The organism is Streptomyces viridifaciens, from assembly GCF_001888885.2.
Classification (GTDB): domain Bacteria; phylum Actinomycetota; class Actinomycetes; order Streptomycetales; family Streptomycetaceae; genus Kitasatospora; species Kitasatospora aureofaciens.
Genome location: NZ_CP090841.1, coordinates 449,891 through 471,726, shown reverse-complemented (window position 1 = coordinate 471,726; position 21,836 = coordinate 449,891). Strand labels below are relative to the sequence as shown.

The window sequence follows — 21,836 nt, the reverse complement described above, 5'->3', positions numbered from 1 at the left end:
ACCGCGCCGGTACCGGCCTTGCGCTGGGGCGTCAGGCGGGTGCGGCGAGGGTGGGGCGGGGTTGACGGGGGAGGGGGAGGGTGAGGGCTTCGGGGGAGGTGGGTGGGAGGGCGAGGGCGGAGGCGGCTTCGGCGGGGAGGGGGTGGAGGCCGAGGAGGGCGGCGGTGAGGCGGGTGGTGGCGCGGTGCCAGTCGGGGATGCGCTGGAGCATGGCGTGGCCGCTGCCGGTGACGGTGTATCCGCAGACGCGGGCGCCGGCGGCGCGGCTGCGGGCGGCGAAGGCGCGGGTGTCGGCGGGTGGGGTGACGGTGTCGCGGTCGCCGTGCAGGAGCAGGACGTCGCGTCCGGCGAGGTGGTCGCAGGGGTCCTCGGCGGGGCACCAGGGGGCGAGGGCGACCAGGCCGGTGACGGCCGGGTGGCCGCCGGCCCGCAGGGCGGCGCGGCCGCCCATGGAGTGGCCGACCAGCACGGTGGGCACCGGGCCGAGGTTCGCGGCGAGTTCGTCGAGTGCGGTGAGGGCGTCCTGGGCGGCGTCGGCACGGGCGCCGTTCCAGCCGCGGTGGCGGTAGCGGACGGTTCCGAGGGCGATGTCGGTGCCCGCCGTCGCCCTGGTCAGCGCGCGCAGGAAGCCGTGCATGCGCAGCAGCGGGAGGTTGAGCGGGCGGGGCCGGGCGAGGTTGTGCTCCTCGCCGCCGTGGAGGACGAGGACGGCGGCCCGGACCGCCGAGGGACGTACCCGCCAGCGCAGTGCGTGGTGGGCGGGCGCGCCCGTACTGCTTCCGATCACCTCTCCACCGTCCAGCTCCATCACTCGTAACCCCGTCCCACGAGACCTGCAACCCGCAACCGGCGACCCGCAACCGGCCACCCCGCGGCGAACCCCGGCCCGGACCGCCACTGTACGCGGGCGTACGGCCGGGGTCTTCACCCGAGGGAACCATCCGGCCGACCGGGCGCGCGCGGGCGGGGCGGGGTGCTGCTATCCACGAAGGGTGGGGGGTCGACCGCGCCGTTCCGGCGCCGTGTCACCGAGTGGAGGACTCCGTGGCTCAGCAGCTCGCCCTCTCCGTCGACTTCGGGCCGGGTTTCACCCAGGCCTGGTCCAAGATCGCCAAGGTGATTCCGCAGTTCATAGCCTTCCTGGTGATCCTGGCCATCGGCTGGATCGTGGCCAAGGCGATCGCCGGGGTCCTGGACCGGGTGCTGCGCCGGCTCGGGTCCGAGCGGGTCGCCGAGCGGGCCGGGATGGCCCGTTACCTGAGCGGCTCGAAGTACGACATGACCGGCATCATCTGCAAGATCGTCTACTACACGATCCGGCCCTGCTCGCGCACCAGCCAGCAGATCGCGGTCAGCCGGGTGACGGCGTAGTCGTAGCCGACCGGCTCCCGCCAGCCGATCTCGGTGAGCGCGTCCAGGAAGCCCAGCGCGTAGTCCGACAGTTCCTCGCGGTCCAGGGGCCGGGGCGCCAGCTCCGGCCCCTGCGCGTACAGCAGTTCGCGCAGCATCGCCGCGTGCTGGTCGACCGCCGCGACGAAACCGGGCTCGAAGGCGAACTCGGCCAGCCGGGGTGTGAAGGCGGCCACGATGCCGGGCAGCGGGCAGCCGGCCGGCTCGTCGGGGGAGGGTCGGTAGGACTCGTCGGGGGTCGCGAACATCCGTCCACGGTAGGCGAGCCGCCGAGCGGGCAGGCCGGGCCGTGACGGTTCCGTGCTGAGACCTTGGCCACCTTCGGGACGTTCCGTGGCATGGCCGGTTCCCTGCGTTCCCGATCGGGTGGTCTGTACCAGAATGGTCCCCATGGATCTTCGCATCTTCACCGAGCCCCAGCAGGGCGCGAGCTACGACACCCTCCTGCGGGTCGCCCGCACCGCCGAGGAGCTCGGCGTCTTCAGCGCCTTCTTCCGTTCCGACCACTACCTGAAGATGGGTGACGTTGACGGCCTGCCCGGCCCCACCGACGCCTGGATCACCCTGGCCGGGCTCGCCCGCGACACCAGCACCATCCGCCTCGGCACCCTGATGACCGCCGGCACCTTCCGGCTGCCGGGCGTCACCGCGATCCAGGTCGCCCAGGTCGACGCGATGAGCGGCGGACGGGTCGAGTTCGGGCTCGGGGCCGGCTGGTACAAGGCCGAGCACACCGCCTACGGCATCCCCTTCCCCAAGGAGAAGTTCGGGCGGTTGGAGGAGCAGCTGGAGATCATCACCGGGCTGTGGCGGACCAAGCTCGGCGACACCTTCGACTTCGCCGGGAAGTACTACACGCTCACCGATTCGCCCGCGCTGCCCAAGCCCGTTCAGGAGCGCATCCCGGTGCTGGTCGGCGGTCTGGGGCCGAAGCGCACCCCGGCGCTGGCCGCCCGCTTCGCCGACGAGTTCAACCTGCCGTTCGCCTCGCTGGACGACACCGTCGCCCAGTTCGCCCGGGTCCGGGCCGCCGTCGAGCAGGCCGGCCGATCGGCCGACGACCTGGTGTACTCCAACGCCCTGGTGCTCTGCGTCGGCCGGGACGACGCCGAGGTGGCCCGCCGGGCCGCCGCGATCGGCCGTGAGGTGGACGAGCTGAAGGAGAACGGCCTGGCCGGCACCCCGGACGAGGTCGTGGAGAAGATCGGCCGGTACGCGGCGGCGGGCAGCCAGCGGGTCTACCTCCAGGTGCTGGACCTGGGTGACCTCGACCACCTGGAGCTGGTCGCCTCCCGGGTCGCCCCGCAGCTGGGCTAGCGAGCCCGGGGTTCCGTGCACCCGCCCTGACCACGGGCCTTTACTCGTTCTTGGGAATGCGCCATGCTCCAGGGACGGGAACAGCGGGGAGGGGTCGGTGACGGGCGTACGAACATCGCGGGCGGCGGTGCCACTGGTGCCGCCGCCCCGCACCGTCGACAGCCGGACCGTCGACGGCCGCGGTACCGGCGCCCGGGTGGTCCGCGGCGGCGTGCACGAGCTGAGCGGCCCCGGCCCGGCCGCCCTGCACTACCCCGCCGGGGACCTGCTGGTCGTCACCGGCCTGCCCGGCAGCGGCAAGAGCACCCTGATGCGCCGCTGCGTCCGCGCCCCGCTGGTCGACTCCCAACTTGTCCGCCAGGAGTACGCGGCCCGGCTGCCCGGCCGGCTCCCGTACGCGCTCTACCGCCCGCTGGTCCGGCTCGCCCACTACCGGCGGCTGCGCCGGGCCGTGCTGGACGGCGGTCCGCTCGCGGTGCACGACTGCGGCACGCTGCCCTTCGTCCGGGCCTGGCTCACCCGGGCCGCCGAGCGGCAGGGCCGCCGGGTGCACCTGCTGCTGCTGGACGCCGACCCGGCCGAGGCCATGGCAGGGCAGCGGCGGCGCGGGCGGCGGGTCTCGCGCTACGCCTTCGCCCGGCACCGGCGCGCGGTCGCCCGGCTGCGGCTGCTGCTGCTCGGGGCCGGGCGGGCGCCGGCCGGCTGTGCGTCGGCCGTGGTACTCGACCGGGGTGCCGCGCGCGCCCTGCGGGAGATCGACTTCTCCGCGTCGTAGTCTCGTGCGGGTCCGCGCCGGGCCCCGGGCGCCGGTCGCCGGTGGGCGGCTGGCGGGCCCGATGAGCGGTCGAAGCCCCGTCAACTCCCCCTCAGGAGCGCTGATGCGCCGTACTGCCCGGGTGCGCTCGCGTGCCCCCCGCCTTTTCCCCTGCGCCGCCGCGCTGGTCGCCGCCGCCGGTCTGAGCCAGTTCGCGGCGCCGGCCCCGCACCGCGCGGTGGCGGCGGCCGTCTGCGGGGGCGCCGACGCCGCGGCCCGCAGGCCGGCCGGCAGCCGGCCGGGCGGGGACCCGAACGCGGTGAGCGCCGGCGAGGCCCGGGCCATGCAGGCGGACCTGGCCGACCGGCTCGCCGAGCTCGGCCCCGCCCACGTCCCGCTGGCCGCCGCGCCGACCGGCATCCCGGTGTACGTCCACGTGATCCACGCCGGGGACACCGGCCGGCTGGACGAGGGCGTCGTCGCCGCCCAGATCGACCACCTGAACGCGACCTACGGAGGCCAGGGCGAGGGCAACACGCCGACCCCGTTCCACTTCGTGCTGGCCGGCACCGACTGGACCGACAACGCCGCCTGGTACACCGGCATGACGCCCGGCTCCACCGCGGAACAGGCGATGAAGAGCGCCCTGCGCAAGGGCGACCAGGGCACCCTCAACCTGTACACCGCCCACCTCGGCGAGTCCCTGCTCGGCTGGTCGGCCTTCCCCGACGCCTACCGCTCCCACCCGACCGACGACGGCGTGGTCATCCTGGACGACTCGCTGCCCGGCGGCCCCGCCACCCACTACAACGAGGGCAACACCGCCACCCACGAGATCGGCCACTGGCTCGGGCTCTTCCACACCTTCCAGGGCGGCTGCCTGCCCCCGGGCGACTACGTGGACGACACCCCGCCCGAGCGCACCCCCGCCTACGGCTGCCCCGAGGGCCGCCACAGCTGCCCGGGCGGCGGACTCGACCCGATCCACAACTTCATGGACTACAGCTACGACTCCTGCATGACCCGGTTCACCCCGGGCCAGGTCCAGCTGATGTCCAACTCCTGGACGGCCTACCGCCGTTGAGTCGGCCAGCGGCCGTCGGGGGCCAGGGCCCGGAATGCCGGGCCCGGCGCGGCAACCGGGGGCCGTTTGTCCGATTTGATCTATGTTGGGCGCGTTGGGACCGAGCAGGAGCAACCGAAGGAGACACGGCATGAGTGACACCCCCCGGATCGTCGTCGGTGTGGACGGCTCGCCCGCCTCGGAGGAGGCGCTGCGCTGGGCGGTCGACTACGCCAGGGCCGTCGGCGGGACCGTCGACGCGGTCACCGCCTGGGAGTACCCGGCCTTCTACGGCTGGGGCGGCACGACCGTGCCGCCCGAGGCCTACAACCCGGAGGAACTCGCCGGAAAGACCCTCACCGAGAGTGTCGCCAAGGTGATCGGCCAGGACGCGGGCGTGCCGATCAGGGAGGGCGTGGTGCCCGGCAACGCGGCGGGCGCCCTGCTGCAGGCCGCCAAGGGCGCCGCGGTGCTGGTCGTCGGCAGCCGCGGCCGCGGCGGCTTCTCCGGCGTGCTGCTCGGCTCGGTCAGCCGCCACGTCACCGAGCACGCCCCGTGCCCGGTCGTCGTGGTGCGCGAGGGCCACGTCGAGGGCGGTGCCCACGCTCCGTAGCGCCACCGGGGCGGGGCCGCGCCGGGCCGCCACGCGGACCAGAATGGAGTCATGCCAGAAGGTGACTCCGTCTACCGCGTGGCGGCCCGGCTGCACGACGCCCTCGCCGGACAGCTGCTGACCAGCGCCGAACTGCGGGTGCCCGCGTACGCGACCGCCGCACTCGCCGGGCGCCGGGTGCTGGAGGTCCGCCCGCGCGGCAAGCACCTGCTCACCCGCCTCGAAGGCGGCCTCACCCTGCACACCCATCTGCGGATGGACGGCCGCTGGGAGGTCTACCGGCCCGGAGAACGCTGGAGCGGGGGCCCCGCCTGGCAGATCCGCGCCCTCCTCGGCACCGAGCACGGCACCGCCGTCGGCTACCGCCTCCCGGTCGTCGAACTGCTGCGCACCGCCGACGAGGGGCGGGCCGTCGGCCACCTCGGCCCGGACCTGCTCGGCTCCGACTGGGACCCGGTCGAGGCCGTCCGCCGGCTCCTCGCCCGCCCCGCCCGGCCGCTCGCCGAGGCCCTGCTCGACCAGCGCAACCTGGCCGGCATCGGCAACGTCTACGCCAACGAACTGTGCTTCGTGGCGGGGGTGACCCCGTGGACCGAGATCGGCGAAGTCCCGCACCCCGACCGGCTGGTGGAGCGCGCCCGGCAGATGCTGGAGGCCAACAAGCTGCGCCCCGGCCACATCACCACCGGCGACACCCGGCCCGGCTACCGCCACTGGGTCTACGGCCGGGCCGGACGGCCCTGCCCGCGCTGCGTCACGCCCGTCCTGACCGGGCGCCAGGGCGAAGCCCCGCGCGACCGGGCGGTGTTCTGGTGCCCGTACTGCCAGCGCGGACCGGCCCCGGTGGGCAGGGGCTGACCGGCGGCTCCTTGCCGGGCCCGCCGGCATCGGCTGGTCAGGCCCTACGGGCGCTCGACCAGGGCCGGGTGCCGCAGGTCGTCCACCCGGACGACGACGTCGGCGGCCTCGGTCGGCCCGGTCTCCGCCTCGTAGCGGGCGAAGGCGGGCAGCGTCCACTGCTGATCGGCCGGGGTGCGGCGGGCCAACGCGGCCGGGGTGAGCGCCAGATGGACGGTCAGCTCCAGTGGCAGCCAGCGGCCGAGCAGCAGTGCGCCGTCCAGCAACAACACGCCCCCGGGCGGGAGTTGAACGTACGCGGCGCGGGTCGAGCGGTCGGTGGCCGGGTCGCGGAGCGAGGGCAGCACCCGGCCGCTGCCCCCGGGCTCCAGGGGGTCCAGCACCTCGCGCAGCAGAGCGCCGTCGTCCAGCCAGAGGTCGTGGAAGGCGTCCGCGTCCCGGTGGCCGTACTCCAGCCGGATCGAGGCCGGGCGCAGGAAGTCCACCGCCGACACCCGCAGCGCGGGGCGGCCGCGCAGCCTCAGCGGTTCCACCAGGGCGTCCGCGAGCAGATCGGGCCGGGCGGCCCCGGCGCCGTCCACGGCCACCCGCAGCCACCGCTCGCCGGAGCCGGGCAGCGCGGTGATCCGGTCGGCGAGCAGCTCGGCCAGCCTGTCGGGGGAGATCGGGCGTACCTGCACCAGGTCATCCTGCCGTTCGTCGGGTCGCCGAAGGCGAGTCGGGTCGGGTCGGGGCGATTCAGGTCAACGGGAGGGCGTGCAGGACCTCGTCGTGGCCCGCGTAGAGCCGCTCCCCGTCGGAGGCGAGGCTCCAGACGTCCCGGCCGGGGCCGGAATCGCGGAAGGTCCACCCCAGGACGCCGGTCGCGGCGTGGATCGCGCCGACCCCGCCCGCCGCCGGGCCCGGAACGTACAGCGTGCCCTCGTGGAGCAGCGGACGGCTGCGGAGGTCCAGCAGGAACGGCAGCTTGCAGGACCACAGCACCCGGCCGTTGACCGTCTCCAGGCAGGTGACGACGCCGTCGTCGCGCGGGACCAACACCCGGACGGCGTCCGGGACGGGCGGCAGCGCCCGCCAGGACTCGCCCCGGGCGGGGGAGCGGGTCCAGCCCGGCTTCCCGTCCGCGCCCAGCAGGCGCACACCGCCGCTGCCGTCCGGGACGAGGAAGCTCCGCCCGACGGCGGTGCACCAGCTCAGGTCCCCGCCGCCCGGGGCGGTCCACAGCTCACGGCCGGTGGCGGAGTCCCGGACCACCAGCTCGGAGCCGGTGCCGAGGGACCGCACACAGGCCAGCTGGTTGCCGAGGTGCTCGTGGGCGACCGGCCGCTCCTGCCGGTCGACCGCGACCGACCACAGCAGGGACCGCTCCTCCAACCGCACGGCGAAGAGCCGGCTGCTCGGCACGGTGCTGTCCGCGCGGGGCCAGCCCAGCACACAGCCGTAGAGGACGCCGGCGTCCACGGCGGTGAGCTGGAGCCCGCCCTGGAGGTCGTCGGGCAGCGGCAGGCTCCAGTCGGCGGCCGGGTCGGTGAGGTGATGGGCGTCCAGGTGGCCCCGGGAGGCGGAGGTGTAGAGGTAGTCGCGCTGGACCGCGACGTTCCCGGCGGGGCGTTCGAGGTCGCTCGGCCAGTCCTTGGGCGGCGGCGGGTCGAAGCTCAGCAGCCGCTTCGGGCCGCCGTCGGCCGGGTCCAGGACCTGCAGACCGGCCCTCGACAGGGACACCGGCCGGTCCGGCGGCACCATCAGCCGTTCCGGGGTCATCGCCTCCGGCCCCCGGTACGTCCACAGCGGCGTCGGCCCCGCGACGGAGGTCGGCCGCGGTCGCGGTGCCGGCCCGCCGCCCTGCGCGCCGGTGACCGCCCACGCCGCGCCGCCCAGGGTTAGCGCCCCGGCCCCGACCAGCAACCCGCGCCTGCTCAACCGGGGACCGTCCCCGCCCCCGCCGATCACGTCCCCGGGCGCCCCGGCCGCGTCGTCCGCCTCCCCGTCCCACTGCCAGGAAGCCTCCTGCACCGGCCCCTCGGACGACTTCATGCGGTCCTCGCTCCCACCCCCGGCGGCCTCGGCGCCACCACTCGCCCGGAGGATATCGAACGGTCCCCGAACCATCCCAAGTCCCGGCGGTGGACGTACGAGGCTGTGGCGCAGCACGGGCCCGCGCAGGAAACCGGGGAGGTACGCCGTGACGGCCGAGATGATCGCACCCGAGTGGATGCACCGGCAGATCACCAGTGAGGAGTACGACTCCTGGACTGAAGAACTGTGTGCGGGCGTAGAGATCGTCGACGGGATGGTGGTCGCGAGTCCGAGCGCCTCGATTCTCCACAACCGGCTCGCGCGGTACCTGGCGAACGCCCTGGACCAGGCGGGCGGTGAGGACTGGAACGCCGACACCGACTTCGACGTGCGGCTGCAGGACGTGCCGCTCAACAACCGTCGGCCCGACGTGGTGGTCTACCGCAGGGACGCCGTCCACGAGACTCCGGCCAGACCGAGCAACGTACTGCTGCTTGTCGAGGTCGTCTCGCCGGGCTCGGAGACCACCGACCGGGTGGTCAAGCTCGACCAGTACGCCAAGGCCGGCATCCCCTTCTACTGGCGGGTCGAGCAGGCGGTGGGCCGGGTGCCGGTCGTTCACACGTACGTGCTGGACGCCGCCGACCGGTCCTACCGCACGGACGAGCTGTTCACCGGGCTGGTGAAGGCCGTGGTGCCGTACCCGGTGGAGGTCGACCTCACCGAGCTGTAGTGCGCCACCCAGCCGGGGGATCCGCCGCGAGGCGTTCCGGGCGGATGGCGGCGGTGCGGGTGCGGCCGGTGGGCGGCCAGGGGCGGCGGGGGCTCGCCTTGACAGGGTTCGGGGGCGGACGTAGCAAGGGAGCATGCGCCATCCGCAGGCGGCCGGCGGGGCCGCCGAGCCGGTCCGCGGGGCGGCCCCGGAGACGGCTTCGGAACCGGTCCTGGAAACGGCTCCGGAACCGGCGTCGGGGGCGCTCGCGGAAGGGGACGCGCTCCCGGACGAGCACGCGCTCCCGGACGAGCATGCACCCGAGGTGGTGTACGAGCGGGACGCCCTGTTGGCGGAGGCCGTGCGGCGGGTGCTGGGATCGACCGGGGCGTACGCGGCGATGGTGTACCTGCGGTCGCGGGACCGGCGGGCGTTGGTGCTGCGCACCGTCGCGGGGGTGCCGCTCTCGATCATGAGTCCGTTCCGGCGGATCGCGGCCGCCGGGCCGTTGCCGGTCGCGGTGTGCTTCCGGACCGGCCGGAGCGTCACCCTGGCCGACGCCGAGGAGACCATGCGGCGCTTCCCGCAGCTGGCGGTCGGGCTGCCCTACGACTTCGTCTCGGCCTACGTGCCGGTGGGGCACGGCGGGGAGCGGTTCGGCGTGCTGAGCGTGCTGTGGCCGGCCTCGGACGACGGCGTGCCATCCCTGGAGTGCGGGCAGCTGTCGGCGGTCGCCTCCCGGCTGGGCGCCGGGCTCTCCGAGCTGGCGGCGGCCGGGCAGTCGGTGGAGGCGGGGGGTGACGCCGCGGTGGTGGAGCTGCCGCCGCCGTCGGTGCCCAGCACCCGGGTCGGGCTGTTCGACTGGGACGTGGCCACCGGGGCGCTGGCCGCGGACGTGCAGTTCCGGGAGATCTTCGGCTTCGGGCCCGGCGAGTTCGACGGCACGGTGTTCTGTCTGACCGGGCGGATCGCCCCCGGGGACGTGCCCGAGTTCCGGGCCGCCGCCCGGACCGCCCTGGAGCGCGGCGAGGTGCTGGCGGCCAGGGTGCGGGTGCTCGGGCCGGCCGGGCGCCCGTACCCGGTGGAGCTGTGGGCCCGGGTGCCCGGCGCGGTTTCCGAGGGCGGGACCCACCTGGTCGGCGCCGTCCTGGACGTGCGCACCCTGACCGCCGCCGCGGCCGCCGTGGAGCGGCTGCGCGACGGCGTCTTCTCGCTCGACGCGGACGGCCTGATCAGTTACGTCAACCGGGCCGCCGAGCCACTGCTGCGGGCGACCCGGGAGGAGCTGGTCGGCCACCACCCGTGGGAGGTGCTGCCCTGGCTCGCCGACCCCTTCTACGAGAACCGCTACCGCGCCGCCCTGCTCTCCCAGCAGCCCACCACCTTCCTGGCCGCCCGCCCGCCGGACGGCTGGCTCGCCTTCTCGCTCTTCCCCGACGCGCACGGCGTCACCGGCCGGGTGGTCGCCGCCGAGTCCCCGCCGGGGCCGGCCGAGCCGCCGGCCGGTCCCGGCGCGGGCGGCGTGGGCAGCACGACCGGTGTGGGCAGCACGACCGGCACGGGCAGCGCGACCGGCACGGGCGGCGTGGGCAGCACCCACCACCTCCTCCAGCTGGCCAGCGCGCTCACCGAGGCCGTCACCGTGCGCGACGTGTGCCGGGCGGTGGCCGAGGAGATCCTCCCGGCGTTCGGCGGCCAGGAGCTCGCCATCTACGGGGTGCACGAGCAGCGGCTGCACCTGGTCTTGCAGGCCGGATACCCGGACGGCTTCCTGGACGGCTTCGAGGGCACCCCGATCGACGCCCGCGTTCCCGGCGCCGAGACGCTCAGCACCGGCACCCCCATCTTCTTCGAGTCGGTGCGCGAACTCGCCGCCGCCTACCCGGGCCTCGCCCTGGACGAGATGGGCGCCTGGGCGTTCCTGCCGCTGATCGCCTCCGGCCGTCCGGTCGGCAGCTGCATCCTGGGCTTCGACCGCGCCCACACCTTCACGCTGGAGGAGCGCGGGCTGCTCACCGGCCTCGGTGGCTTCATCGCCCAGGCGCTGGAGCGCGCCCGGCTGTACGACGCCGAGTTCGCCCTGGCCCGCGGCCTCCAGCAGGCCCTGCTGCCGCACCGACTGCCGCAGGTGCCGGGCCTGCGGACCGCCGCCCGCTACCTGCCCGGCACCCAGGGCATGGAGATCGGCGGGGACTGGTACGACGCGATCGTCACCGGCGCCGACCTCACCCTGGTGATCGGCGACGTCGAGGGCCACAGCGTCGCCGCGGCCGCCGCGATGGGCCAGCTGCGCAGCGCCGTCCGTGCCTTCGCCAGCGGCGGAGAGCCGCCCGACCGCGTGCTCGTCCGCACCAACCGGCTGCTGCTGGACCTCGATCCCGGGCTGCTCGCCAGCTGCTGCCTGGTCCGTCTCACCCCGGCGGACGGCACGGTGCGGATCGGCCGGGCCGGACACCTGCCGCCGGTGCTGCGCCACCCGGACGGGGGAGCCGAGGCGCTGTACGTCCCGGGTGGGCCGCTGCTGGGGGTGGACGACCGGGCCGCGTACCCGGTCAGCGAGCTTCGGCTGCGGCCGGGTTCGTTGCTCGTCCTCTACACCGACGGTCTGGTGGAGGACCCGGAGCTGGCCATCGACCAGGGGGTGGACCGGCTGCGGGCCGCGCTGGCGCGCGGCCGGGCGGGCGAGGAGCTGGAGGAGCTGGCCGAGCGGCTGTTGCGCGAGGTCGGCTCCACCGGGCGGGTGGACGACGTCGCGCTGCTGCTCACGGCGGTCGAGGGCACCGGGCGGGCCCGCGGCCCGGCGACTTTCGTCGGCGTCGACGGCGACGAAGGGTGACCGCGGCCGGGCCGGCGGGCCGGTTAGCCTCGACCGGTGGAAGCAATCGCACGGGCCTGGTCGAAGGCGGTACGGACGGCGCTGCCGGGGCCCTGGCGGCCCCGGCGGGTGGTGGGCGAGGCCCTGCTGGCCGTCCTGATGGGCGTGGTCGCCGGCCTGCTGGAGCTGGTGGCCGGCACCGATCTGGCGGTGCCGTTCGGGCTCGCGGTCGCCGTGCTGTGGGTGCTGCGCAAGGGCTTTCCGGCCACCGTGCTGGTGCTGACCGGGGTGATCGCGGGCTGGTCGATCGGACCGGTACTGCTGCTGGCGGGCGCGGGCTGGGCGGCCGGGGCGCGGATCAGCCGGGTGTGGCGGCTGGTCGGCGCCTTCGTGCTGAGCTATCTGATGTTCTCCACCTTCGGGATGCTCAAGGACGGTGCGGCGGGTTCTTCCAAGCTGATCATCGGACTGTCGCTCGCTCTCTTCCTGGTCTTCGCCGTCCTTCCCGCGCTCTACAGCCGCTACCGCGCGCAGCGCCGCGCGCTGCTGGACGCGCTGCAGGAGCGCAACGACCAACTGGTGCGCGAGCGGGCGATGGTGGTCCACCAGGCGCGGCTGCGCGAACGGCACCGGATCGCCCAGGACATGCACGACAGCCTGGGCCACCAGCTCGCGCTGATCTCCGTGCACTCGGGCGCGCTGGAGGTGGACCGCACCCTCAGCGACCGGCAGCGCGAGGCCGTCGGGGTGCTGCGGCAGGCGGCGGTCGCGGCGATGCGCGAGCTGCGCGAGGTGGTCGGGGTGCTGCACGACGAGTCGACGGCGCTGCCGCCGGCGGTCGGTGCACCGGGCACGGCGCCGCCCCGCGGCGGGGTGGACGGCGTCGAGGGGCTGGTGGAGTCCTCCCGGACGGCCGGGGCCGAGGTGGCGTTCTCCGCCGAGGGCGAGCGGCGTCCGCTCGCGGCGGCGGTCGACCACGCGGCCTACCGGATCGTCCAGGAGGCGCTCACCAACGCGCACAAGCACGCCCCCGGCGCGCCGATAGCGGTCGCGCTCCGCTACGAACCGGACGCGCTCGTCGTGGAGGTCGCCAACCCTCGCGCGCCGGCGCTCGTCGGCGCGCACCCCGGCGTGAACTCGGTGGTGAGCGGCGGACAGGGGCTGACCGGGTTGCGGGAGCGCGCCCGCCTGGTCGGCGGGATGGTGCACGCCGGGCCGACTCCCGAGCAGGGCTTCCGGCTGGCGGCCGTCCTCCCGTACGAGGGGGCGGAGACCGACGGCACCGCCGCCCCGGCGGGTGAGGAGGACTGGGAGCTCGGCGGCCTGTCGGCGGAGGACGGGGCGGACGGCCGGCGGCGGCGCCCCGCACTTGGCTGCGCGGCCGGGGTGGGCGCGGTCACGCTGGTCGTGGCGGCCCTGGTGGCCTGGGGCGTGGTGGCCTTGGTCCGGGGCGCCGGCGACTCGACGGTGCGGCAGTCGGTCTACGACGGGATCCAGCCGGGCCAGTCACGGGCCGAGGTGCTGCGCCGGCTGCCGCCCGGCAACGACTTCTTCACCGCCGACTACCAGGACGCCGGGCCGCCCAGGCCGGAGGGCTCGCACTGCCGCTGGTACTCGCTGGCGAAGGGCGAGCCCGGCGACTCCTGGTCGGACAACCACGTGGCGCGGTTCTGCTTCAGGGACGGGACGCTGGTGGAGAAGGTGGAGTACCTCAGCAAGGACTGACCCGCGCCACGTCGCCCGCTCCGGCCCGGGCGGAAGGCAGGGCGGCCGGGATGTGAGGATGGTGCCCCAGTCGCACCACCGTTCGAGGGGAATGACCAGCGTGATCCGAGTCCTCGTCGCCGACGACGAGCCGCTCATCCGGGCCGGGATCAGGATGATCCTCGGATCGGCCGACGACATCGAGGTGGTCGCGGAGGCCGCCGACGGCCGGGAGGCGCTGGACCTGGCCCGCGCTCACCGGGTGGACGTCGTCCTGCTGGACATCCAGATGCCGGTGATGGACGGACTGACGGCGCTCCGGGAGCTTGGGAGGGTCGCACCCGGCGCGCGGGCGATCATCCTCACCACCTTCGGGGAGCGCGAGAACGTCCTGCGCGCCGTGACCGAGGGCGGCGCCGGGTTCCTGCTCAAGGACACCGCACCGAACGAGCTGATCCAGGCCGTCCGGGCGGCGGCCGGCGGGAACGCCTTCCTCTCCCCGGCCGCGACCCGGCACATCGTCGACTCGCTCGCCTCCGGGCGCAGCGCCTCGGCGACCGCCCGCCGGGCGGAGGCCCGGCGCCGGCTGGAGGTGCTCACCGGCCGCGAGCTGGAGGTGCTGGGACTGCTCGGGGAGGGTCTGTCCAACGCGGACGCGGGGGCCCGGATCCACATGAGCGAGGCGACGGTGAAGACGTACGTCAGCCGGATCCTGGCGAAGCTGGGTTGCGAGAACCGGGTCCAGGCGGCGCTGCTGGCGCGGGACGCGGAACTCGACAGCGGTCACTGAAAGTCTTCGCGGCGACACGGATCGCGTTCACAGTGGCGGATGCCACTCAACTGCCGCCTCGAATCGGGAACTCCGGAACGTCAGGTGACGGCGCGTCAACATCCGGTCGCTGACGGTCGATGGTGTGCGGGACTTCACGGATGGACAGATGTGAGCGCGGGCACGGAAATTGATCGTTAGATCTTCAAAATGCGGTCAAATCCGGTCGAACCGGGCGCGCTTTCTTGATCGATACCGCCGGTAACAGTCAACTGACCTGCGAAGACCAAGAATCGCTTGCTGCGCCCGGGACATGCCCCTAGCTTTCTTGGCGGCGCAACGAGCGCCACCCGGGTTCACCCCGACGCACGGCCCGCCGACTGACCGCCGGCGCGAGGGCCGTGCCCGCCGACGAGGCCGGCTCCCACAGGCCGTCGGCGAGCGGAGGTGACCGGGGCGGCACGGCACGTCCGACACGTGTCCGGCCGCCCGACGAGTGAGGTGAGCGCGACCGACCGGCCCATGTCCCGGGCCTGGTTCCGCCTGCCCGCCCGGGGCTTGTCGAGAGGACATCCATGACTTCCCGTCACGAGACCGCCGCTGCCACCGACACCACCGCCACCGGCAAGCGCAACCGCCTGCGGATGGCGGTCGTCGCAGGTGCCGCCGTTGCGGCCCTGCCGGTGGCCGGCCTCGTCACGGCCACCTCGGCCTCCGCCGCACCCTCCTCCACCTGGGACTCCGTCGCCCAGTGCGAGAGCGGCGGGAACTGGAGCATCAGCACCGGCAACGGCTTCCACGGCGGACTGCAGTTCACCCCCTCCACCTGGGCCGCGTACGGCGGGACCGCGTACGCCCCCCAGGCCAACCAGGCGACCAGGGCGCAGCAGATCGCCGTCGCCGAGAAGGTGCTCGCCTCGCAGGGGCCGGGTGCCTGGCCCGTCTGCTCCAAGAAGGCGGGCCTGAGCAAGGGCGGTGCCCCGGCCGCCGTCGACGGCTCCTCCGACCAGGGCTCGGCCGCCGCCGCGCCGGCTGTCAAGCGCGCCGCGAAGGAGGCCCCCGAGGCCCCCCGGAAGGCCGCCCCGAAGGCGAAGCCGCAGGCTCCGAAGGCCGCGCAGGGCCGTCCGTCGGCCAAGCCGGTGCAGTCGGCTCCCGCGGCGGAGAAGAACACCTCCGGCGGCAGCTACACCGTCAGGAGCGGTGACACGCTGAGCGGCATCGCCGCCAAGTTCGGCGTCGACACCGACAGCCTGTACGGGAAGAACGTCCGCACCATCGGCGGGAACCCGGACCTGATCTTCCCGGGTCAGGCCCTGACCGTCTGACGCCCCGCCGCGCTCCGGCGCGGTCGAGCGGCCACCCCGCGCGGGGTGGCCGCTCGGCGCGTTCGGCGAAGGCCTGCATCAGTAGGGTTGCCCGATGGTCCGACTGGTCAGTGACAGTGCGCTCACCGCCTGGCCGCACTGCGGGCGGCCGGCTTCGAGTACCGGGCCCGCCGTCACCTGCTGCTCCTGGACGGGGGCCGGCCGGTCGGGCTGCCGTTCGAGTACGCGGGCGCCGATCCGTCGGCCGGACCCAACTGGACCGGCCAGCCGGCCGTCGGGTCGTACTACCGCTGCGCGTCTCCGGAGTTGTAGTTGAACGTTGAACGCAACGTCCGAATACCGCCGGAGACGTCAAGGGCCGGAACAGGATCGACTCACACGCCGAGCGCGGAACGCCGGCCGGAACACCGGCCGGGGCCGCGAGCGGAACGCGTGAACGAGGAGGTCTGAGGAATGACGACGAACGGTGCGGCGGGACTCGACAGCAAGGTGGCCCTGGTGACCGGCGGCAGCCGGGGGATCGGGGCGGCGGTCGCGCTGCGGCTGGCCGAGGACGGCGCCGACGTGGCGCTGACCTACCAGGGCTCGGCCGAGCGGGCCGAGGAGGTGGTCGCGAAGATCACCGCGATGGGGCGCACCGGCTGGGCCGTGCGCGCCGACAGCGCCGACCCCGAGGCGGTGCACGCCGCGGTGGCCGCGGTCGCCGAGCGGTTCGGGCGGCTGGACGTCCTGGTGAACAACGCGGGGGTCGGCGCGGGCGGCGCCATCGAGGAGGTCGCGATCGAGGAGCTCGACCGGGTGCTGGAGGTGAACGTCCGTGCGCCGTACCTGTACGCCCAGGCGGCGGTGAAGCACCTGACCGAGGGCGGGCGGATCGTCGGCATCGGCAGTTGCATCGCCCAGCGGGTCGTCTTCCCCGGGGCCGCGCTCTACGCGACCAGCAAGGCCGCGTTGATCGGCCTCACCAAGGCGCTGGCCAGGGAGCTCGGCCCGCGCGGGATCACCGTCAACCTGGTCCACCCGGGCCCGATCGACACCGACATGAACCCGGCCGACGGCCCGTCCGCCGACTTCCAGCGCGGTTTCGTCGCCCTCGGCCGGTACGGCACGGCGAACGAGGTGGCGGGCGCCGTCTCCTACCTGGCGGGCGAGGACGGCCGGTACGTCACCGGTGCGGAACTGTCGGTGGACGGCGGGTTCGCCGCCTGACACCCCCAAGGGCCTCCGCACGCCGGACCGGGGACGGCGGCGTCGTGCCGGGCGCCCGGGTGTCGTGCCCGGCGGTCGTCGGTGCTCGCGCTTACGATCGCCCGGCACGATCCGTGCGCCCCCGGACCGAGAGGTGTGCCATGACCGCGGTGGACGACCCGATCGAGCTGCTCGCGCGGGCGCTCGCCCAGACCGCGGGCCTGATCGACGGCACCGGGGTCGAGCTGGCCGGCCATCCGACCCCCTGCCGCTCCTGGGACGTCGGCGACCTGGTCAGCCACCTGCTGTTCGACCTGCGGCAGTTCACCGTGCGGGCCGAGGGCGGACAGCCGGACCGGTCGCAGTCCTTCGAGCGGGTGGAGGAGGACTGGCTGCACGCCTTCGAAGCCGGCGCACAGCGGCTGGTCACGGCCTGGCGCGCCGCCGGGGACCTCACCGGTACGGCACCGGCCCCCGGCGGCGCCATCCTGCCCGCGCGCTTCCCGGTCGACCAGCAGATCGCCGAATTCGCCGTCCACGCCTGGGACCTGGCGCGCGCGACCGGCCGGTCGACCGCGGGCCTGGACCACGAGGTCGCGCTCGCGGCGCTCGACTGGGCCCGCGGCGCCCTCAGGCCCGAGTACCGCGGGGAGGAGGCGGAGCACCATGCCTTCGGCCCCGAGGTCCCCGCGCCGGCGGACGCCCCGGTGTACGACCGGCTGGCGGCGTTCTTCGGCCGCGACCCGTGGGCGGCCGTCGAAGTCTGACCGTTCCTGTTCAGGGGTTTCCGCCCGACGCCGCGCGCTTGATCGCCTCGCGGATGCGCGGGTAGCTGCCGCAGCGGCAGATGTTCTGGATCTGGTCGATGTCCGCGTCCGTCGGGTCGGGCGTGCGGCGCAGCAGGGCGACGGCCGTCATGATCTGGCCCGGCTGGCAGAAGCCGCACTGGGCGACGTCGCAGTCGATCCAGGCCTCCTGCACCGGGTGGAGGGTGTCGCCGTCGGCGAGGCCCTCGATGGTGGTGACGGTGCGGCCCGCGCAGTCCTTGACGGAGTGGGTGCAGGGCTGGAACTCCTGGCCGTCGAGGTGGCTGGTGCAGGCCCGGCAGACGCCCACTCCGCAGCCGTACTTGGGGCCGGTGACGCCGAGCTTGTCGCGGAGGACCCAGAGCAGCGGCATGTCGTCCGGTGCGTCGACGGTCACGGACCGCCCGTTGAGGACGAAGGTGTGGGTGGGCATGGGAGTCGAACTCCTCAGAAGTTGATCGGGAAGGAGCGCGGGCTGGTGCCGGTGGCCCGGGCGTAGGCGTTGGCGACCGCGGCGGAGGCCGCGGGGACGCCCAACTCGCCGGCGCCGCCCGGAGCTCCGCTCGGCGGCATCAGGTGGATCTCGACCGTGGGCGGGGTGTTGCGCTGCCGGGCGTAGTGGAAGTCGGCGTAACTCCCCTCCCGGAACGTGCCGTTGTCCAGGTGGTTGCCGGCCAGGAGGATCACCGAGATGCCGTCGCTCAGGGCGCCGGTCAGCTGGGCCTCCAGGCCGCGGGGGTTGATGACCTGGCCGACGTCGGCGGCGATGACGGCCTTGATGACCCGGGGGTTGGCGCGGTCGGTGGCGTCGAGTTCGACCAGGTAGGCGACCCGGCCGCCGTTCTCTTCGTGGTAGCCGACGCCCTGGGCCTGGCCGGCCGGCATCGGGCGGCCCCAGTCGCCAGCCTTGGCGACGGTGTCCAGCAGCGCCCGCCCGGCGGCGTCGCGCAGCCGGGCGCGGCGGAAGGCGACCTCGTCCTGGCCCATCCGGCGGGCGAGTTCGTCCATCATGATCTCGTCGGCGACCCGGACCGTGCCCGAGTAGACCGAGCGCCAGCTGCCGGTGTGCAGCTGCAGCGGCAGCTCGGCGAGCAGCTGGGTGGGGATGCCGACGTTGTACGGGTTCTTCTCGGTGAGCAGGAAGAAGGCCTGGGCGAGGCTGATCCCGGCGACGGAGAGGTTGAAACCGGCGCCGGTGAGCGCCTCGCCGAGCCCGTGCGAGAGGTCGGTCCGGACGGTCGCGGCGCGGTGTTCCCAGGTGAGCACCTGGCCGAGACCGTAGGTGGCGCGGATCCGGTGGTGGCTGGCGGGGCGCATCCGGCCGTGGCGCATGTCGTCGTTGCGGGTCCACATCAGCTTGACCGGCCGGCCTGCGGCCTTGGAGATCTGGGCGGCCTCCAGGGCGGCGTCGAAGAACAGCCTGCGTCCGAAGGAGCCGCCGCCGCGCACCACGTGGACGGTCACGGCGCTCTGCGGCAGGCCGAGTTCGGCGGCGATGGTCTGCTGGGCGATGATCGGGCTCTGCGCGGCGAACCACAGCTCGGCGCGGCCCGGCCGCACGTCGGCGACGGCGGTGAGCACCTCCATCGGGGCGTGGTTGACGAAGGCGAAGTCGAACTCGCCGTCCAGGTACGGGGTGAGCAGCGGCGGCAGCAGGAACGGTGCGTGGGCGGCCCGCAGCTTCGCCCGGACGTCGGCGTCGGACAGGTCGGCGACCGGGCCGGGCGTCCAGGTGGTGCGCAGCGCGTCGCGGGCCTTGAGCGCCTGGTCGAAGGTCTCGGCGAGGACGGCGACGCCGCTGGGGATCTGCACCACGGCGAGCACGCCGGGCATGGCGCGGGCGACGGAGGCGTCCAGGGACTTGAGGGTGCCGTTGACGGTGGTCGGTCGGGCGACCACGGTGGGCGCGGCGCCGGGGATCTGCAGGTCCCCGGCGTACTCGGCGCGCCCCGTGACGATGTCGCGGGCGTCGATGCGTCCGGTCGGCCTGCCCACCAGGCGGCGCTGGTCGGCCGGCTTGGGGGTGGCGGGCACGGCCGGTACGACCACCGAGGCGGCGTCGGCGGCGAGTTCACCGAAGCCGAGGCGGCGGCCGTCGGGGGCCAGGACGGCGGAGCCGGCGGTGCGCAGTCCGCTCGCCGGAACGTTCCAGCGGTGGGCGGCGGCGGTGACCAGCCGGGCGCGGGCGGCGGCGGCCGCGGCGCGCACCGGGTCGTACAGCGAGCGCACCGAGTTGGAGCCCCCGGTGAGCTGGTTGAAGAGCAGTTCGGGGCGTCCGTCGGAGAGCGGCACGTCCACGTCGGTGAGCTCGGCGTCGAGCTCGTCGGCGACCAGCATGGCGATCGCCGTGGTCAGGCCCTGGCCGACCTCCAGCCGGGGCAGGTGGAGCGCGGCACGCCCGGCGGGGGTGATTTCCAGCACCAGCAGGTGCGCGGTGGGCAGCCCGGCCAGGATCATCGCGTCGCCGAGGTCGAGGACGTCCGGGATGCCCGGCAGGCCGAGCAACTGCGGGGGCGCGGAAGCGTCCTGGGCGGCCGCGGCGGCGCGGACGGCGGCCTGCGCGGAGGCCGGCGCGGCGGCGTCGAGGCCGAGCCGGGCGGCGACGGTGAGGGTCGGAGCGGCCAGCAGGTAGGTGAGGAAGCGGCGGCGGCCGGTGGACCCGGCGGGGACGGCCGGGTCGTCGTGGGCCGCCGGGCCGTCGGGGGCGGCGGCCGGCCGTCCGCTGTCGCCCGGGTTGTCGGCGGAGTCCGAGGGGGCGATGGAGGTGCTGATGGGAGGAAGCCCTTCGAGCCGGAGGCGGCGCCGGATCGGGCGGGCACGGACGGCCCCGGCCCCGGTGCCGGATCGCGAACGCCGTTGAGCATAGGAGGGCACTACTGACGGGTCAACATGACCAATCCTGGCCCGCCGGGAGGGTGGTGGAGGGCTTGCGTCCGCTTGGGGTGACGGCGTCGGAGCGGGTACGGACGGCGCCTCGGGCGGGCGGGGAGAGCGGTCCGGGACTGCGCTCCCGGGGCAACGGGCTCCCGTCGTACGGGAGTTCACGGATCGCCCGGCGGTGCGGCGACGGGCGCCGGGCGGCGTGCAAGTGGCCCGGGAAGATTCAAGATCAATGGACCTGTCAGCCGGTCCATTCCGCCCCTAGGCTGGGCGGTGCCCCGCTGAGAGCCGCCCGGAGGGTCGTGAACCCCCCGGCTCGCGCGCCGACCGTCCGACAGGAGAGAAGTGCCGAACCAGAGCGCCGCAGGCTTCACCCTGCTGCCCCCCGCCGGTCCCCAGCGCACCCTGGCCGCAGCGCAGTTGGCGAGTTCGGTGGGCGACGGCGCCTACTACACCTGCTCCGCGCTCTACTTCACCCGCGTCGTCGGGATGTCCCCGACCGCCCTCGGCCTCGGCCTGGCGATCGCCTGGGCGCTCGGCTCGCTGGCGGGCGTCCCGCTCGGCCACCTCGCCGACCGGCGCGGCCCTCGCCGCACCGCGGTGGCCCTCGCGCTCGGCACGGCCGCCGTGGTCGCCGCCCTCCTGGTGGTGCGCTCCTACGCGCTGTTCCTGCTCGCCGTCTGCCTCTACGCCACCGCGCAGTCCGGCCTCACCGCCGCCCGGCAGGCCCTGGTCGCCGGCCTGGTGCCGCGCGCCGAACGGACCGGACTGCTCGCCCACCTGCAGTCAACCCTCAACGGCGGCCTGGCCGTTGGCGCCGCCATCGGCGGCATCGCGCTGACCGTCGGCACCCGGACCGCCTACCTCGGCGCCTTCGCCGTCACCGCCCTCGGCTTCCTGGCAGGCGCACTGGTCCTCCGACGGCTGCCCGAAGTCCCGCCCGCGCCGCAGGAGTCGGGCACCGGCCCGCGCCTGGCCGTACTGCGCGACCGCCGCTACGCCGCCGTCACCCTGGTCAACACCGTGCTGCTGCTGCGGATGCCGCTGCTCAGCCTGATCCTGCCGCTGTGGATCGCCCAGCGCGCCTCCGGCCTCGGCTGGCTGGGCTCGGTGCTCTTCGTGCTCAACACCCTGGCCGTGCTGGCCTTCCAGGTCCGGGCCGCCCGCGACGTCAGCGGACTGGACTCCGCGGTCCGGGCGGTGCGCGCCTCCGGGGTGCTGCTGCTCGCCTCCTGCGTGGTCTGCGGACTCTCCGCCCTGGACGTCCCTGTGTGGGCGTTCGGCGCGCTGCTGGTGGTCGCGGCCGTCCTCCAGGTGGCCGGCGAGATGCGGCAGTCGGCCGGCTCCTGGCAGCTCGGCTTCGACCTCGCCCCGCCCGAGCGGATCGGCCAGTACCAGGGCTTCTTCGGCACCGGCGTCGCCGTCGCCCGCACCCTCGGGCCGCTGCTGCTCACCGCGCTGCTGCTGGAGGGCGGGCTCGCGGGCTGGCTGGTGCTGGGCGGGGTGTTCCTCGCCGCCGGGTACGCGATGGGCCCGGTCGCCCGCTGGGCGGCACGCGACCGCCGGTCGGCGCCCGCCCCGGTCGTGCCCGCCGCGTAGGCCGCAC

Annotated in this window: 20 protein-coding genes; 14 read left to right on the top strand and 6 right to left on the bottom strand. The window is 74.8% G+C overall.

What is annotated here, in order from left to right; translation table 11 throughout:
• Window positions 1-31: 31 nt before the first annotated feature.
• A complete protein-coding gene (locus BOQ63_RS09620; RefSeq protein ID WP_223885883.1) occupies window positions 32-787 on the bottom strand; it encodes an alpha/beta hydrolase in 756 nt (251 codons plus the stop codon).
• Between the two features lie 257 nt (window positions 788-1,044).
• Here BOQ63_RS09620 and BOQ63_RS09615 point away from each other — a divergent pair, with 257 nt between their 5' ends.
• Window positions 1,045-1,371 (top strand): mechanosensitive ion channel family protein, encoded by a 327-nt coding sequence (locus tag BOQ63_RS09615; RefSeq protein ID WP_030289771.1) that lies wholly within the window; start codon window positions 1,045-1,047, stop codon window positions 1,369-1,371.
• On the opposite strand, the gene BOQ63_RS09610 is transcribed toward BOQ63_RS09615, so the two are convergent.
• Window positions 1,308-1,658, bottom strand: a complete 351-nt coding sequence (locus BOQ63_RS09610; protein WP_051747247.1) for a DUF6401 family natural product biosynthesis protein — start codon at window positions 1,656-1,658, stop codon at window positions 1,308-1,310. The genes BOQ63_RS09615 and BOQ63_RS09610 overlap by 64 nt on opposite strands.
• 142 nt (window positions 1,659-1,800) lie before the next feature.
• Here BOQ63_RS09610 and BOQ63_RS09605 point away from each other — a divergent pair, with 142 nt between their 5' ends.
• The 5 genes from BOQ63_RS09605 (at window position 1,801) to BOQ63_RS09585 (ending at window position 6,015) form a co-directional block, all read left to right on the top strand.
• Entirely contained in the window at window positions 1,801-2,727 is a 927-nt protein-coding gene (locus tag BOQ63_RS09605) for an LLM class F420-dependent oxidoreductase (protein WP_030289769.1), read from the top strand.
• Window positions 2,728-2,824: 97 nt separating this feature from the next.
• The gene (locus tag BOQ63_RS09600) at window positions 2,825-3,502 is read left to right on the top strand and encodes a P-loop nucleotide/nucleoside kinase family protein (protein ID WP_030289768.1); all 678 of its coding nucleotides are present in this window, start codon (window positions 2,825-2,827) and stop codon (window positions 3,500-3,502) included.
• A 103-nt stretch (window positions 3,503-3,605) separates the two neighbouring features.
• Window positions 3,606-4,565 carry a zinc metalloprotease gene (locus BOQ63_RS09595; RefSeq protein WP_078867650.1) on the top strand — a complete coding sequence of 320 codons (960 nt, stop codon included), beginning with the start codon at window positions 3,606-3,608 and terminating at the stop codon, window positions 4,563-4,565.
• A gap of 130 nt (window positions 4,566-4,695) precedes the next feature.
• Window positions 4,696-5,157, top strand: a complete 462-nt coding sequence (locus tag BOQ63_RS09590; protein WP_030289766.1) for a universal stress protein — start codon at window positions 4,696-4,698, stop codon at window positions 5,155-5,157.
• 51 nt (window positions 5,158-5,208) lie between these two features.
• Window positions 5,209-6,015 (top strand): DNA-formamidopyrimidine glycosylase family protein, encoded by an 807-nt coding sequence (locus BOQ63_RS09585; RefSeq protein WP_030289765.1) that lies wholly within the window; start codon window positions 5,209-5,211, stop codon window positions 6,013-6,015.
• A 44-nt stretch (window positions 6,016-6,059) separates the two neighbouring features.
• Here BOQ63_RS09585 and BOQ63_RS09580 read toward each other — a convergent pair whose 3' ends face one another.
• Window positions 6,060-6,695 carry a nucleoside/nucleotide kinase family protein gene (locus BOQ63_RS09580; protein ID WP_072654061.1) on the bottom strand — a complete coding sequence of 212 codons (636 nt, stop codon included), beginning with the start codon at window positions 6,693-6,695 and terminating at the stop codon, window positions 6,060-6,062.
• A 58-nt stretch (window positions 6,696-6,753) separates the two neighbouring features.
• Window positions 6,754-8,049 carry an outer membrane protein assembly factor BamB family protein gene (locus tag BOQ63_RS09575; protein ID WP_030289763.1) on the bottom strand — a complete coding sequence of 432 codons (1,296 nt, stop codon included), beginning with the start codon at window positions 8,047-8,049 and terminating at the stop codon, window positions 6,754-6,756.
• 148 nt (window positions 8,050-8,197) lie between these two features.
• Here BOQ63_RS09575 and BOQ63_RS09570 point away from each other — a divergent pair, with 148 nt between their 5' ends.
• The 7 genes from BOQ63_RS09570 (at window position 8,198) to BOQ63_RS09540 (ending at window position 17,311) form a co-directional block, all read left to right on the top strand.
• Complete coding sequence (locus tag BOQ63_RS09570) at window positions 8,198-8,764, top strand: Uma2 family endonuclease (RefSeq protein WP_030289762.1); 567 nt, start codon at window positions 8,198-8,200, stop codon at window positions 8,762-8,764.
• Window positions 8,765-8,897: 133 nt separating this feature from the next.
• Window positions 8,898-11,579 (top strand): SpoIIE family protein phosphatase, encoded by a 2,682-nt coding sequence (locus BOQ63_RS09565; RefSeq protein ID WP_150475780.1) that lies wholly within the window; start codon window positions 8,898-8,900, stop codon window positions 11,577-11,579.
• Between the two features lie 36 nt (window positions 11,580-11,615).
• Window positions 11,616-13,283 (top strand): sensor histidine kinase, encoded by a 1,668-nt coding sequence (locus tag BOQ63_RS09560; RefSeq protein ID WP_050366375.1) that lies wholly within the window; start codon window positions 11,616-11,618, stop codon window positions 13,281-13,283.
• A gap of 100 nt (window positions 13,284-13,383) precedes the next feature.
• A complete protein-coding gene (locus BOQ63_RS09555) occupies window positions 13,384-14,052 on the top strand; it encodes a response regulator transcription factor (protein ID WP_030289759.1) in 669 nt (222 codons plus the stop codon).
• Window positions 14,053-14,606: 554 nt separating this feature from the next.
• Entirely contained in the window at window positions 14,607-15,356 is a 750-nt protein-coding gene (locus BOQ63_RS09550) for a LysM peptidoglycan-binding domain-containing protein (protein WP_030289758.1), read from the top strand.
• Between the two features lie 453 nt (window positions 15,357-15,809).
• Window positions 15,810-16,565 (top strand): 3-oxoacyl-ACP reductase family protein, encoded by a 756-nt coding sequence (locus BOQ63_RS09545; RefSeq protein ID WP_072654058.1) that lies wholly within the window; start codon window positions 15,810-15,812, stop codon window positions 16,563-16,565.
• 140 nt (window positions 16,566-16,705) lie between these two features.
• Window positions 16,706-17,311 carry a TIGR03086 family metal-binding protein gene (locus tag BOQ63_RS09540; RefSeq protein WP_030289756.1) on the top strand — a complete coding sequence of 202 codons (606 nt, stop codon included), beginning with the start codon at window positions 16,706-16,708 and terminating at the stop codon, window positions 17,309-17,311.
• Window positions 17,312-17,321: 10 nt separating this feature from the next.
• Here the strand turns inward: BOQ63_RS09540 and BOQ63_RS09535 are convergent, their stop codons facing one another.
• Window positions 17,322-17,783 carry a (2Fe-2S)-binding protein gene (locus tag BOQ63_RS09535; protein WP_030289755.1) on the bottom strand — a complete coding sequence of 154 codons (462 nt, stop codon included), beginning with the start codon at window positions 17,781-17,783 and terminating at the stop codon, window positions 17,322-17,324.
• A 14-nt stretch (window positions 17,784-17,797) separates the two neighbouring features.
• Window positions 17,798-20,224 carry a xanthine dehydrogenase family protein molybdopterin-binding subunit gene (locus BOQ63_RS09530; protein ID WP_223885882.1) on the bottom strand — a complete coding sequence of 809 codons (2,427 nt, stop codon included), beginning with the start codon at window positions 20,222-20,224 and terminating at the stop codon, window positions 17,798-17,800.
• A gap of 351 nt (window positions 20,225-20,575) precedes the next feature.
• Between BOQ63_RS09530 and BOQ63_RS09525 the strand changes: the two genes are divergently transcribed.
• Window positions 20,576-21,829: an MFS transporter gene (locus BOQ63_RS09525; RefSeq protein ID WP_191093541.1), complete on the top strand. Its 1,254-nt coding sequence runs from the start codon at window positions 20,576-20,578 to the stop codon at window positions 21,827-21,829.
• Window positions 21,830-21,836 lie beyond the last annotated feature (7 nt).

Excerpts from the sequence above, each read along its gene's own strand:
- BOQ63_RS09575 (WP_030289763.1), bottom strand. The coding sequence starts at position 8,049 with ATGAAGTCGTCCGAGGGGCCGGTGCAGGAGGCTTCCTGGCAGTGGGAC.
- BOQ63_RS09540 (WP_030289756.1), top strand. The coding sequence starts at position 16,706 with ATGACCGCGGTGGACGACCCGATCGAGCTGCTCGCGCGGGCGCTCGCC.
- BOQ63_RS09585 (WP_030289765.1), top strand. The coding sequence starts at position 5,209 with ATGCCAGAAGGTGACTCCGTCTACCGCGTGGCGGCCCGGCTGCACGAC.
- BOQ63_RS09550 (WP_030289758.1), top strand. The coding sequence starts at position 14,607 with ATGACTTCCCGTCACGAGACCGCCGCTGCCACCGACACCACCGCCACC.
- BOQ63_RS09595 (WP_078867650.1), top strand. The coding sequence starts at position 3,606 with ATGCGCCGTACTGCCCGGGTGCGCTCGCGTGCCCCCCGCCTTTTCCCC.
- BOQ63_RS09545 (WP_072654058.1), top strand. The coding sequence starts at position 15,810 with ATGACGACGAACGGTGCGGCGGGACTCGACAGCAAGGTGGCCCTGGTG.
- BOQ63_RS09610 (WP_051747247.1), bottom strand. The coding sequence starts at position 1,658 with ATGTTCGCGACCCCCGACGAGTCCTACCGACCCTCCCCCGACGAGCCG.
- BOQ63_RS09605 (WP_030289769.1), top strand. The coding sequence starts at position 1,801 with ATGGATCTTCGCATCTTCACCGAGCCCCAGCAGGGCGCGAGCTACGAC.
- BOQ63_RS09535 (WP_030289755.1), bottom strand. The coding sequence starts at position 17,783 with ATGCCCACCCACACCTTCGTCCTCAACGGGCGGTCCGTGACCGTCGAC.
- BOQ63_RS09565 (WP_150475780.1), top strand. The coding sequence starts at position 8,898 with ATGCGCCATCCGCAGGCGGCCGGCGGGGCCGCCGAGCCGGTCCGCGGG.
- BOQ63_RS09590 (WP_030289766.1), top strand. The coding sequence starts at position 4,696 with ATGAGTGACACCCCCCGGATCGTCGTCGGTGTGGACGGCTCGCCCGCC.